Source organism: Ruegeria sp. BHSB064, assembly GCF_059613205.1.
In genome coordinates this window covers 1-12,863 of record NZ_JBXWSB010000058.1, presented here as the reverse complement: position 1 = coordinate 12,863, position 12,863 = coordinate 1, and the positions used below count along the sequence as shown (strand labels likewise).

Annotated in this window: 13 protein-coding genes; 3 read left to right on the top strand and 10 right to left on the bottom strand. The window is 61.8% G+C overall.

Features of this window, described 5'->3' with window-relative positions; translation table 11 throughout:
- Window positions 1-36: 36 nt before the first annotated feature.
- On the top strand, window positions 37-933 hold the full coding sequence (locus AC2FNU_RS14235; protein ID WP_496789551.1) for a LysR substrate-binding domain-containing protein: 897 nt from the start codon (window positions 37-39) through the stop codon (window positions 931-933).
- 146 nt (window positions 934-1,079) lie between these two features.
- On the opposite strand, the gene AC2FNU_RS14230 is transcribed toward AC2FNU_RS14235, so the two are convergent.
- From AC2FNU_RS14230 to AC2FNU_RS14215, 4 genes are read right to left on the bottom strand one after another with little or no spacing between them, the layout of a single operon-like run.
- The gene (locus AC2FNU_RS14230) at window positions 1,080-2,120 is read right to left on the bottom strand and encodes an ACP S-malonyltransferase (protein ID WP_496789549.1); all 1,041 of its coding nucleotides are present in this window, start codon (window positions 2,118-2,120) and stop codon (window positions 1,080-1,082) included.
- Entirely contained in the window at window positions 2,117-4,282 is a 2,166-nt protein-coding gene (locus AC2FNU_RS14225; protein WP_496789547.1) for a thiamine pyrophosphate-dependent enzyme, read from the bottom strand. Before AC2FNU_RS14225 ends, AC2FNU_RS14230 begins: the two co-directional genes overlap by 4 nt.
- Window positions 4,283-4,285: 3 nt before the next feature.
- Window positions 4,286-5,500: an acyl-CoA dehydrogenase gene (locus AC2FNU_RS14220; protein ID WP_496789545.1), complete on the bottom strand. Its 1,215-nt coding sequence runs from the start codon at window positions 5,498-5,500 to the stop codon at window positions 4,286-4,288.
- On the bottom strand, window positions 5,497-6,660 hold the full coding sequence (locus AC2FNU_RS14215) for a pyridoxal phosphate-dependent aminotransferase (protein WP_496789541.1): 1,164 nt from the start codon (window positions 6,658-6,660) through the stop codon (window positions 5,497-5,499). The genes AC2FNU_RS14220 and AC2FNU_RS14215 overlap by 4 nt, the downstream gene beginning before the upstream one ends.
- Before the next feature lie 82 nt (window positions 6,661-6,742).
- On the opposite strand from AC2FNU_RS14215, the gene AC2FNU_RS14210 reads away from it, so the two are divergent.
- Both AC2FNU_RS14210 and AC2FNU_RS14205 read left to right on the top strand, forming a co-directional pair.
- Window positions 6,743-6,868, top strand: coding sequence for a LysR family transcriptional regulator (locus tag AC2FNU_RS14210; protein WP_496789538.1), 126 nt, complete (start codon window positions 6,743-6,745; stop codon window positions 6,866-6,868).
- 86 nt (window positions 6,869-6,954) lie between these two features.
- The gene (locus tag AC2FNU_RS14205; RefSeq protein ID WP_496789593.1) at window positions 6,955-7,563 is read left to right on the top strand and encodes a LysR substrate-binding domain-containing protein; all 609 of its coding nucleotides are present in this window, start codon (window positions 6,955-6,957) and stop codon (window positions 7,561-7,563) included.
- A 29-nt stretch (window positions 7,564-7,592) separates the two neighbouring features.
- On the opposite strand, the gene AC2FNU_RS14200 is transcribed toward AC2FNU_RS14205, so the two are convergent.
- The 6 genes from AC2FNU_RS14200 to AC2FNU_RS14175 form a co-directional block, all read right to left on the bottom strand.
- The gene (locus AC2FNU_RS14200) at window positions 7,593-7,925 is read right to left on the bottom strand and encodes a transcriptional regulator (protein WP_496789536.1); all 333 of its coding nucleotides are present in this window, start codon (window positions 7,923-7,925) and stop codon (window positions 7,593-7,595) included.
- Window positions 7,926-8,302: 377 nt separating this feature from the next.
- Complete coding sequence (scpB, locus tag AC2FNU_RS14195; RefSeq protein WP_496789533.1) at window positions 8,303-8,896, bottom strand: SMC-Scp complex subunit ScpB; 594 nt, start codon at window positions 8,894-8,896, stop codon at window positions 8,303-8,305.
- Window positions 8,897-8,899: 3 nt separating this feature from the next.
- Entirely contained in the window at window positions 8,900-9,778 is an 879-nt protein-coding gene (locus tag AC2FNU_RS14190; protein ID WP_496789531.1) for a DUF1403 family protein, read from the bottom strand.
- A 204-nt stretch (window positions 9,779-9,982) separates the two neighbouring features.
- The gene (locus AC2FNU_RS14185) at window positions 9,983-11,002 is read right to left on the bottom strand and encodes a TniQ family protein (protein WP_496789529.1); all 1,020 of its coding nucleotides are present in this window, start codon (window positions 11,000-11,002) and stop codon (window positions 9,983-9,985) included.
- Window positions 10,999-11,880 (bottom strand): TniB family NTP-binding protein, encoded by an 882-nt coding sequence (locus AC2FNU_RS14180; protein ID WP_496789527.1) that lies wholly within the window; start codon window positions 11,878-11,880, stop codon window positions 10,999-11,001. Before AC2FNU_RS14180 ends, AC2FNU_RS14185 begins: the two co-directional genes overlap by 4 nt.
- Entirely contained in the window at window positions 11,870-12,787 is a 918-nt protein-coding gene (locus tag AC2FNU_RS14175; RefSeq protein ID WP_496789591.1) for a Mu transposase C-terminal domain-containing protein, read from the bottom strand. The genes AC2FNU_RS14180 and AC2FNU_RS14175 overlap by 11 nt, the downstream gene beginning before the upstream one ends.
- Window positions 12,788-12,863: the final 76 nt, after the last annotated feature.

The following is a 12,863-nucleotide window of genomic DNA, read 5'->3' as shown; positions in this document are numbered from 1 at the left end:
TATGCATTTATGCATTCAGTTAATGTCGGATTTTCAATGAGCATCCTGTCTGACCGATTGCCCAGCCTGTCCGTCCTGCGATGTTTCGAAGCCGCTGCTAAGCATGCGAGTTTCACAAACGCCGCCGAAGAATTGGGACTGACGCAAAGTGTCGTCAGCCGTCAGGTCAAAGAGCTTGAATCGCACGTCGGAACGGCTCTTTTCCGGCGCGAGGGAAGGGGAGTCTGTCTGACGTCCGCAGGCGAGGTCTTTGCCGCGGAGCTGACAAGCGACATGCACCGCTTGCGCCGCACCATTCAGAATGCCGCTGCCGCAGGATCAGGGCCGCCGGTCATGACCATCGCCGCCCCGCCCACCTTTTCGGCGCGCTGGCTTGTGCCGCGTCTTCAGGATTTCCGGGCGCGCCATGACGACCTCGATCTCATCGTGCTGAGCCGTAGCGAACCCTTTGCTCTCGCCACCGAAAAAGTGGATGCGGCGGTGTATTTCGGCGGCCTCGACTGGCCGGGTGTCCGGTTGACCCCGCTCTGTCCCGAGAACCTCAAAGTGGTCGCAAGCCCCGCTCTCCTCGCAGGGAAAAGCTCGTGGCAGGCGGACGACATCCTGCGCCTGCCGCTTCTGCACCTGTCCTCGCGCCCGGAGCTATGGTCGGATTTCGCCCGACTGTCCGGCCACGAAACTCCGCTGCGATTTGGCTGCCATTTCGACCAGTTTTCACTTTTGATCACTGCGGCGACCAGCGGCATGGGAGCCGCCATTCTGCCGACCTATCTCGTTGAAAAAGAGTTACAGGACGAGACACTCTATGCAATTGCCGACGTCCCGGACACCAGCACCAAGTGCTATCATATTGCCACGCCAACCGGCAGATTGAGCGAGATGACAAACGACTTAATTGCCTGGATGCGCAACGAGGTTGGAACTCGCACCTGACTGCATTCTGGCGCTCCGAGCGGCAGAGACGACGGGGCCATCACAAAGGCAATTGCGCTGCGACGCGGAAGCGAACACTGGCTCTTTGGAGCGGCGGGACAATCCGCACCGGAGGGGGCTGAGCGATAATGCGGAGGCCCGGGGGGCTAGGCCACCGCATTCGCCTTGGTCACCATGCCACGCTGATCCTCCCGACCCATCGAGACGAGAACCGGGGTAGGATCTTGCCGGGCCTGAAAATCGGTCTTGGATGTCATGCCCTTCCAACCAGCCGAGATGAGCGATTGGGCGACCGCGCCGCCCAACGTCGTTCCGGGGCCGACGACAATGAAGAGGTCAGGCGCGAATTCGCGCGCCGCGACTGTAATGGCTCTGATAAAGTCGTAGGTCTGCGTGACTTGATGCCCAAACGTGTAATCCCAGAGCGCATTCGGATCAGACGCATAGGGCCACCAAATCTGGCCGCGCCCGTCGAGCATCGGCAATTTGGGCTGACGGAACATGGCCGACTTGAAGTGGGTCAGCGCCGCATTCGAGACCGGCGCCACAAGTGACGAGTGAAACGCGGCATGGCCGGGCAACCGCATTGGAAAGCGATCCTGCTGTGGCACCGCCTTTTCAAATGCGCCAAGTCCGTCCTCGTTGCCCGCCAGAACGAGCATGCCGCCGAGATCGATCGACAGAGACAGGGCGTGGCCTGGCCTCTCTGCGATTTCGGCAATCTGGGTCAGGAGCGCGGCCTTTGCGTTCGCATCGACCCGCCAGTCGGACCCGACATGAGGATAGATCGTCTGGCCGCCTTCGCCGGTCTGGTGCATCATCCGGCCCATCGTGGTGGTGATCTCGAATCCGTCCTCGGCGCTAACGGCACCCGCGCAGGCGAGGGCCGTGTACCAGCCCATCGAGTTGCCGGTGACGGCAACCACCTCGATGTCGTCCGAGAGGCTCATGGCATCGCCAACGCCAGCGGCAAAGATGAGACCCGACGCATTGTCCCCGCGGGCATGTTTTGCCGGTGAATAGCGCGATGCACCATCCAGCGAGCTCAAGGTGTCGGCGCCGTCGACAACCCGTTGAACATCAAAGCGCTTCAGCAGTTCGGGGTCGGGAAAGTGCCGTGCCAAGGTCCCAAGCTCGGACTTGTTGTAGGTGCCCCGACCAGGGCAGATCAATACGGCCCGTTTCATGACAAGAGATCTCTTGCCGCTGCGACGATGCTGTCCCTCGACGGCATGGTGGCGCCGTAGGCGGGACCAGTAGCGATAAAACTATCGGCGGCAGCGAGCCGCGTGGCCGAAAGCCCCGTCTCGGACAGTGTCGTCATCACCGCTTCTGAGACACCGCCGGTGGCGCGTGTTTCATCGACGACGAGGATGTGTTTGCACGGGCGCACAGCCTTGATCATCGCCTCGATTGGAAGTGGGTTCAACCAGCGCAGATCGATGATCCGTGTATCGGCATCGAGCAGGGCCTGTACCTGATGAGACAGGTAGGTGCCATTGCCGAAGGTGACGATGGCGAGATCCCTGCCGTCGCCAGTCTGACCGACCTCTCCGAGTGACACGCCAGTTACCGGCGCCGGATAGTGGCACATCCACCCGCCATCTCCGGACTCGTGCAAGTCGCGCATCGGATAGAGCGCGATCGGTTCGAGAAAGACCACCAGACGCTGCTCTTCGCGCGCAAGTCGCACACATTCGCGCAGCATCGACACTGCGTCGCTCCCGTTCGAGGGGCAGGCGAGGATCAACCCCGGAATGTCCCGGAGAACCGCGACAGAATTATCATTGTGGAAATGCCCGCCGAACCCCTTCTGATAGCCAAGCCCGGCGATGCGCACGACCATAGGATTGGTGAATTGCCCGCGCGAGAAGAAAGGCAGGGTCGCGGCTTCTCCGCGCAACTGGTCTTCGGCGTTATGTAGGTAGGCCAGGAACTGGATCTCGGGCATCGGCAGAAATCCGTTATGCGCCATGCCAATACCCAAACCCAGTATCGATTGCTCATCGAGAAGCGTATCGATCACCCGATCCGGTCCGAAGCGTTTTTCAAGCTTTTGCGTCACGCCATAGACGCCACCTTTTCGCCCAACGTCCTCGCCCATCAGAACGATTTCGCGATGCTCCAGCATGAGATCATGAATCGCCCAGTTGATCAGGCGGCTCATCGGTTGCGGTTCGCTCTGCGCCCCCAGGTCAGACCCAAAGAGTTCTGCGCGACGCTCGGGACTTGGCCCATTTGTTGGGGCGCACGCGCGGGCCGGTGGAATGAGGCTGGCCATAACCTGCCTGGCAGTTTCGAGGCGCGGTCGTGTGATGGCCTCTGCGGCCGCCCGCGTGACACGCTCGCGGGTTTCGTCATAGATCGTGAGTGCTTCGCTCGGGGCGAGGGCCCCAGCAGCCTTGAGAAGCGCGACCGACCTGATCAGCGGGTCCTGATCTTCTTGTGCCTCCACTTCTGACTTTGGCAGATAGGTCGTGGCCACGTCAGCGCCGGCATGTCCGTAGAGCCTGACGGTCTTGATATGCAGAAACGCAGGCTTGCGACGGGTGCGCACAAACTCTGCCGCCGCCGAAGCGACGGAAACCGTGTCGTAGATGTCGCCGCCGTCGCATGTGAAGTACTTAAGCCCTGGTCGGGCTGAAAACGTGGCCGCGATCCAGTCCTTTGGTGTCTTTGTCGAAATGCCGATGCCGTTGTCTTCGCAGACGAAGAGGAGCGGCAGAGGGATCGACTGATAGCTGGCCCAGGCCGCCGTATTGAAGGCCCCCTGCGCCGTCGAATGGTTTGCCGATGCATCGCCGAACGAGCACATCGCGATGGCATCGCGCGGATAAACCTCGTGTTCTGGCGCGTGCCGCTTTGCGGCCGCGATGCCATAGGCGGCGCCGACGGCTTTCGGAAGGTGGCTGGCGATCGTCGAAGTCTGGGGCGGAATGTTAAGGTCCTTTGATCCCAGAACCTTATGACGCCCGCCGGATATCGGGTCCTCCGACGAGCAGGCAAAACTGAGCAGCATGTCCCAAAGCGCTGTTTGTCCCGGCACCTGCGTTGCCCGAGCGATCTGAAAGGCGCCGTCGCGATAATGCAGAAACGCCGGATCCGTTGGGCGCAATGCATGGGCCACCCCCGCCATCCCCTCGTGCCCCGAGGATCCGATGGTGTAAAACCCGTTACCCGCCACCTGCATCGCGCGGCTTTCGAGATCGAGTGCCCTGCTCAAAACCTGCGCGCGATAGAGGCCCACGGCCTCGTGATCGGCAAGGCCGGTTCCCGGCTGGGCATCGGGCAGGTCCCCCTCTGAGACCCGCCGCCGAAAGTTGGCCTCAACAATGACAGAGCGATCCATGGCTTAGAAAAACGCCTGCAAACCGGTCTGCGCCCGCCCGAGGATCAGCGCGTGGATGTCGTGCGTGCCTTCGTAGGTGTTTACCGTTTCAAGGTTCACCATGTGCCGGATGACGTGGAATTCTTCGCTGATGCCGTTGCCTCCGTGCATGTCACGGGACATGCGGGCGATGTCGAGCGCCTTACCGCAATTGTTCCGCTTGATGAGCGAGATCATCTCGGGCGCGGCTTTGCCGGTGTCCATCAACTGCCCGACACGGAGCGCCGCCTGAAGGCCAAGTGAGATCTCGGTCTGCATATCGGCCAGCTTCTTCTGGAAGAGCTGTGTCTGTGCCAGAGGCTTGCCGAATTGCTTGCGGTCCAGCCCATAGGTCCGGGCTCGGTGCCAGCAATCTTCGGCCGCCCCCATTGTGCCCCAGGCAATCCCGTAGCGCGCTCGGTTCAGGCAACCGAACGGCCCTTTGAGACCCTCGACATCTGGCAGAAGCGCGTCTTCTCCGACCTCGACACCGTCCATAACGATCTCCCCGGTCACCGAGGCGCGCAGGCTGAGCTTGCCCGCGATTTTCGGTGCAGAAAGTCCCTTGGTGCCTTTCTCAAGGATAAACCCTCGGATCTTGTTGTCATGTGCCTCGGACTTGGCCCAGACCACAAAAACATCCGCGATCGGGCTGTTGGAGATCCACATCTTGGTGCCGGTCAGCCTGTAACCGCCATCAATCTTTTCAGCGCGGGTCTTCATGCCCCCCGGATCCGACCCCGCGTCGGGCTCGGTCAGACCGAAACAGCCGATCCATGCCCCGCTGGCGAGTTTTGGCAGGTACTTCTGACGCTGTTCGTCGCTGCCATAGGCGTCGATCGGGTACATGACCAATGAACTCTGGACTGACATCATCGACCGATAGCCGCTGTCGACCCGCTCAATCTCGCGCGCGATGAGCCCATATGTGACGTAATCGCCTCCGAGGCCACCGAAGTCTTCGGTAATTGTGGATCCCAACAACCCGGCTTCGCCCATCTCGGCAAAGATTTCGGGTTCGACGCGCTCTTCCTTATAAGCGTTCACGACCCTCGGCATCAGCACTTCCTGTGCGAACACGCGCGCAGCGTCCGACAACATGCGTTGGTCTTCAGTCAGTTGGTCTGTCAGTCGGAACGGGTCCGACCAATCGAATCCGGCAAGGTCAGGGCCAAAACCCGGAGCCTGTGCGTCTTTCATTGCGAGACTCCCTCAAGAAAGTTACGGAGGCGTTCCAATCCCCGGTCGAGGTCGTCATCCGAGTAGGCGAACGACAAACGGAAATGCCCGGGCATTCCAAAGGCACGACCGGGCACCACTGCGACACCGGCTTGATCAAGAAGTGCCGCGCAGAACGCGCCGTCGTCGCCCGGGCAGCTTGGAAAGGCATAAAATGCACCGGAAGGAACGCTGCAGGAAATGCCGGGGAGGCCGGACAGGGCCGCAACGACCATGTTGCGGCGCTGGCGATAGGTGTCCCGGCGACTGGCGAGAAGGGCGCGGTCGCCTTCCAACGCGGCAAGGGCAGCCGCCTGCGAAACCGACGAGGCGCCCGAGGTGGATTGCCCCTGCATGGCGATCATGTCCTTGATCAATGACGCCGGACCGACGCCCCAGCCGATGCGCCAGCCCGTTATTGCCCATGCCTTGGACACACCCGACACGATCAAAGTGCGATCGGTCAGATCGGGTGCGGCCGTGACAAAGCTGGTAAAAGGGTCAAAGCTGAGGTGCGCGTAAATCTCGTCCGACATCACAGCGACGCCCGGATGCTCACGCAGGACTTTTGCAAGGGCCTTGATCTCGATCGCGGTATAGATTGTCCCGGTCGGATTGGAGGGACTGTTGAGCATCAGCCACCGGCTGCGCGGCGTGATCGCGGCCTCAAGTTGCTCGGGCCGGAGCTTGAAGCCCTGATCCGCACCGCACGGGATGACGACCGGGTGCCCGCCCGCGATCCGCACCATGTCTGCGTAACTGGTCCAGAACGGCGCCGGAATGATGACCTCGTCGCCCGGATTGACCGTCGCCAGAAGCGCGTTGGCAATCACCTGTTTGGCCCCGGTCGAGATCACGACCTCATGCGCCTCACGCCCATGTTCGGCGGCAACCGCCGCTCGGAGCTCAGCAGTGCCCGCGGTCGGGGTGTACCGGGTCTCGCCGCGCCGTGCGGCGGCGTGGGCAGCCTCGACAACGAAGTCCGGCGTGGGAAAGTCCGGCTCTCCGGTCGACAGGGCGATGATGTCCGCACCCTCTTTGCGCAGTCGGGCCGCCCGCTCGGAGATCTGAACGATTTCGGACAATTCTATGCCGCCCAAACGGTCGGCACGCATTATCGATGATGGCGCATTGTCTTTCATGGAGCACTCCTCAGCGCCTGTTTACGCACTTGATTAGGGGATTAATATGCATCATTTTCGCATGTTTCAGTGACTAAAAAGCATGAGTATGCTGCCCACCATCGCCGTTCTCAGAAGCTTTGAAGCCGCGGCGAAGCATCAGAGCTTTGCCGCCGCAGCGGAAGAGTTGCGGATCTCTCAAGCCGTGGTCAGCCGACAGTTGCATTAGCTTGAGGGACTTGTCGGCCACCAGCTCTTTCGCAAGGAAGGCCGTGGAGTGGCGCTGACCGGGGCCGGGATGGCACTGGCCAGGACCTGCACCTTGGGCTCGAGCGGCTGCGGGACATTCTGCACAAGGCCCGTGTCGGGGGTGACACTGCACAGGTTCTTACGATCGCCGTCCCGCCCACCTTCGCGTCGCGCTGGCTTGTCCATCGGCTCGTAGAGTTCCGCGACCAATGGCCGGATGTGCGGCTCATCCTGAAAAGCCGGTGGGCGCCGTTTGACCTTGTGAGCGAGGGCGTGGATGTCGCCATCCACTTTGGCGCTGCAGACTGGATTGGTGGCGAACATACTCCAATCTGGCGCGAAGCCCTGGTGGCTGTACTGTCGCCAAAGATGAAAACCGATACTGAGATTTTGTCGCCCGCCGATTGCGGTGATCTGCCACTTCTCCATCTCGACTCGCGCCGCAATGCCTGGCCCACGTACTTTGAACGGCACGGGCTGGACCCGAGAGCCGCCTATTCCGGCGATGTCTTTGACCAGTTTTCGACGATGATCGGGGCGGCAATCGCAGGGCTGGGGGCGGCGCTCGTTCCCACCTATCTTGTCGAGCGAGACTTGGCCGAGGGCGCACTCGTAGCCCTTGGTCCGCCGGACACCGCCGACGGCATGTATTATGCCGTGACGTCGAATGGCTGACCAAGCTCCAACAACCATACCTTCAGAATCTAGGCGCGAAGGCCTCCCTCTGCCTTCGTCATGCTGAGAGCCGCGCCTTCCCGTCTCTTCAGGTGCCCAACCATGCCGAGAAGGTTATCGGCACGCGGATTACCCTTGTCTGATAGCATGCGCATGAGGCTTTTCGGGCTCTTGTCGAGTTCGGCCGCGAGGGTCTCGAAGCCCACCGTCGCGTTAACGTAGTTGCGCAACAGCACCTTACCCGTCTCGAGGTCATCGCTCAGGAGCGCCTCGATCGCCTCACGGAAAAGGCCAAAGCGAAACTCAGGGTCACGCTCGGCCCGCGCCTTGACGGCGCTCTTGAAACTTCTGGTAAGTGGCATCTCTAGCCTCTTTTCTTCCGCCTTTTGTAGTCCGCCCAATAAGCCTGGGCCTGCTCGATGTCCTTCGACTGTCGCTTCTTCGTGCCGCCCGTGAGGAGCACGACAAGTTTTTCGCCGTCCTGGCCGAAGTAGAGACGGTAGCCGGGGCCGAATGGGTCCGCCGTTCGGAAACCCCCTGCCCTACGGGCTTCACGTCTCCCAGGTTCCCTGTTTCGATCCTTGCAATCGCCGTGGTCACCTTGAGGGCCGCCTGCGTATCGAGCGCGTCAAATCACTCATCGAATGGTGCTCGTCCCTCCTCCGTTTCATAGACGAGGACTTCAATCATCGCGCACTATGGTGGCATATGTGTTACCAATTGGCAATTTTCAACTCCTTCAAACTCTACTGAAGCCCGCATCCTCCAGTTGTTCCCGGTCCGGCAGGTCCTGAAGCGACTCCAGATCGAACGCCACCAGGAACTGCTCGGTGGTCACGTAAGTGTAAGGCGCTCCGCGCCTTGGGGAACGTGGCCCGGTCCCGATCAGCCCGCGCGCGTGCAGCCGGCCGATGAGATCGCGGCTGATCTCCTTGCCAAAGATGTCCTTGAGCCCGTCCCGCGTGATCGGCTGGTGATAGGCGATGGCGGCTAGGACCGCCACGTCGTACTCACGCAGATCGAGGTCCTGGTCACCGACATCCGCGGCCGTTTGGATCGCCGCCGTATAGGCCGGCCGTGTCCGAAGCATCCATCCACCGGCGACGCAGGCAACTTCATAGGGCCGATCCGCCAACTCGACTGTCAGATCCTCGATCAACAGATCGACCGAGACCCCCTGCCCCACCACGCGCGCGAGGTCCGCGCGCGGCACCGGGGACGCGCTGGCAAAAAGCACGGCTTCGATCCGACGCATCCATTCACGCCAGCGCAGGTCGGCGGGCAAATCTTCCAGTTCTCGATCCAGGTCCGGTCCGGGCTGGTCCTTGGCCATTGCTTAGATCCCGTAGAGCCGAAAGGTGTCGCGGCCGGTCAGCTCGCGCACAGCGCCGAGCGCGACCAACCGATCACAGAACCGCCGGGCGGCACGATCGGAGCGCAGCGACTTTAGCGCCGCCGGCGCAACCGCGTCCTTGCTTTGGAACAGCGCGACGGCCTCGTCCGCGCCCTTCGCCCGGAGCCTCGGCGCAACTTCTTTCAAGCGGGCCGCACGGCGGGCAAGATCCTTGGCCTCACCCGTCGCTTCGGCAGCAGCCGCCAAGATCGCCCGATAACAGGCCAAGCGCAGCTCTTCACCCGACTTCCGCAGATCGGCCCGCTTAAGACCGAGCGCGAGGAGCGGGAGGACATGGCTCCACCCAAATACTTGTGCCAAGGCCGCATCCGCGAGCAACACGGGCGCGGTATGGTCTCGAGGTCGGTCCTCCATCACTGATTGCAGAACGGACACGCCACGTGGGACCAGCGCGCCCTGCCCCGCATCGAGCCACACGGCAATTTGCTCTGCGTCGATCGCGGGCAATGCGCGGCGTAGCACCTTCACTGAGATCGGCCGCTCCACCGCACGTCGCCAAGAGAGATAGGTCTCGCCTGCTGGACCCGGAGTATCGCCAGGTTGCAGAAACGCCACCGCATCGCGTAGCTCTGAAGCCCGTTCGGGGCGTCCCTGATGCGTCATGCTGGCGTCCGCGGCGCGCAGCGCCAGCCGCGCCCGCAGCAAGGTCTGGGGCACGTTCTGATCATTCAACACAAGATGCAGATGGTTCAGCGCAGCACCTGACAAAAACGCCACATCTTCAGGGGTTTCGGCACGCCCGGACGTGACCCACGGCGGCATTCTGGGTAACGTATCGAAGTTGTCAGCGGCATAGGTCATGCCACAAGACTATCCCACGGCGGCGCTTTCGTCCACAATATGATGTGCAAACCGCCCCACTCTGCGGCCCTTCGCTATGTCCAATAAGATTGCCTTATCGGACATAAAGGAATATGCTCAGCGACATGTCGAAAAACCACGAGAAATTGTCGGATGACCGGAATTCATGAGATTCAAGCACTTCCGCGAAAAACCGATCGGGGTTCATGAGATTCTGGAGCGGTATTCATGAGACTGGACGCGCCGGAATTCGTGAGACTGGCGCCGTTTTGCAGTTTTCTCGGCGATCTGACGCTCTCTCTCGTCGCGCTGAGCACGCCAGAGCCGGGCAGAGATGCGTCTCCTCAACGAGAGCGGCCATGATCTGAGTGCTTCCTGCACCCGCCCCTGCCCGTCTGTGTCGCTTGCGAGCAGCATGGCGATAGCCAGGGCAACGGGCGCCTCGACGATCCGGCCGATGCCAACCGTCAGCGCGAAACCCTGCAATAACGAGCCTTGTGCTAGACCATACAAGCCCGGGCGCACCGGTTTGGCCAGCACTGGCGCCACCTGATCGTATTCGGGAACGATGACGGTCAGCGCCTGACGGATGATCGGCATGGTGAGAAATTCATGGTAGTCCCGCCGGGTTTGCAACGAGATGCGCGGTTGCTCGGACAGGGACGGTGGTGAAGCGCGTCGGTGCCGCGCTGTCAGGACGGCCAGCATTTCCGGTGCGTCCAGAGCCCCCTGCCCCGCCCCACGTGCCCAGGCGTCGAGAATGGCGGAACCGGCTTTTGCATGCGGCGCTAAAGCCGCCATCCGGGTGTCACCCAACATTTCGGGCAAGGTCGCGCCGGTGGCATCCTGCAAATCTGTGCCGTGAACGGGGCAGCGAAAAACCCAGGGTAGTGCCATCGACTTGCCTTGCACATCGCCCGGGCAAAGCGGGCAGTGATGGCGGGATCGAGGCGCGATCATCATCCGGGCGTCAGGAATGAATTCGCCAAATGTCATCGCCTGCACGGTCTCGACCGAAAGCCCGGTTCGCGTTCCTATCAGAGCCCCCTCCCCTTCCGAAAGGCGCCACTCTAGGTCGAACGCATCCTTGCCCGGCACACCAAGTTCCGCCAGGAACTCCGATGCGGTCAATGCATAGAATGAAGCCATTCGCGCGATCCACGAGGACAGTCGTTCGTCCGTCTCAGGAGGGAACACGACCGGCAGGCGGCGCTCTCCTGTCACACGGGCTCTCCCAGAGCCGCTTGCAGCCTGTCACCGCTCAAAACATCGCGTGACACGATCCGTTCCTCACCGCTCTCGATCGCGGCGATCGCCAGCTGGGACATGATCGAAAAGATGCCTGAGGTGATGCCGCCGGTCACCTTGATGATCCGAGTGAGAGCCTTCTCGTCGATCTCGCTTTCGCGCCTGAGCGGCAGGCTGCGTGTGAGCGTGCTCATCAACCCCGTGAAATCTGCCCCTTCCTGCCAGGGTGGCAGGGCGAAGGCTTCGAAACGGCGCACCAGCTGCGCATCTGTGCGCAGCGCATTGCGGGCCTGGGCAGTGCCGACGCAGACGAGCGGCACCCGCAGCTCATTGCCGAGGAACCGCAACATGTTCAGAAAACGCGCCTGTTCGCGGATGGTGCCCGCCTGCAAGCTGTGGATCTCGTCGATCACCAGCATGTGGGGCCGAAATTCGGTCAGAAGCCGCAGGGCCAGGCTTTCAAGCACGGCAAGCGTCGCCCGAGGTGGCTCCGGGGCGCCGATCGCGGTCAGAATCCGCCGGTAGAACCGAGTCTCATCGGGGCCTGAAACCATCTGCACCGCGACGACCGGCATTTGCAGCCGCCCGGTCGTATCGTCGAAGCGCGAGGCATGATCACGCGTGAACTTCTCGATGATCATCGTCTTGCCCATGCCGCTTTCGCCGACCAGAAGCAGGTTCGGCATCCGGGCGCGCTCCGGGAAGGCTAGCAAGGTCTCGAGCTTGGCCAGGGCCGCCTCCGCGCGGGGATAGGACACCCATCGATCGGCCCGGATGCGCAGGATGCGCTCTTCGGCGCTGAGCGCGGCAATCCTGCCGGCACCCGGAAAAAGATGCGGAAACTCAGTCATCATCATACCACTCCTCGACATAGAACCCGGGGTGATCCTTGAGCGCATTGCCCCCTGATTCCGGGGCGGGTAGCGCTTCAGACGCTTTTGCATCAGGCGTCACATCGATCAACGGGCGCGGTTCCAGATGCGCCCGTCGGGCTTTGTGGCGCCGCATGGCTTTCGTTTGCCGCTCGGCGCCGTCCACGAGGTCGCGTTGCGCCTGGATCGTTGAAAAAATGAGCTCTTCATCCACCGACCGGCGCCCGGCCTCGCGCAAGGCGCGCCGCGCCGCGCGGTGTTCCCAGAGTGTTATTGCCGGCCGCGTCAGATCGGCCGGCCGGGCCTCGATGACGCCATCCTCGGTTAACACGAAGATACGCGAGAGATCGCGTGGGTCGTATTTGAGGGTGTATTTGCGGCTTTCCCGGCCCATCAACCAGCGCAACTCGTCCGACCAGTAGCGGATATGAAAGAGATGAAAGCCGTCTCGCTGCAGAACGCGTTGTTCCGAGGGCAGGAAATCGACCAGAAACTGCCTGAGATCGGTCGGCATGCGGCGCCTGGACTCGTCCATGTTCGATGCCCAGGCCGCCGCAGGCGTGGTTTCCAGCGCGCTGTGGACGCGGACATGGTAGGAACCGGTGATTTCCAACGCGAGCCAGATCTCCAGCTCCTGTAATGTCATCACCGCCTCGGCCTCGGCATCAAGATCGCCGCGCTCGAAGATGTTCGAGAAATGCGATCCCGGCAGCAGGTGAACCGCCCCCATCATCGTGCCGATCAGCCGCTCTATATGGCCACCATAGCGCGGCGTGCCGGGCGGACGGTGCTGTAGATCAATCTGATACTCGGCGCAGGCGCGCTCAAAGGCCCGGGCATGAAATTCCGCGCCGTAGCACGTCGGGAAGAAGGGCTGCTGGTAGGTTATGGTCGCCTGCGCAGCCTCTAAATTGCGCAGCGGGTGGCCATAACCGGGTCTCAGGTCTCAACAGTGGTTTTGCACA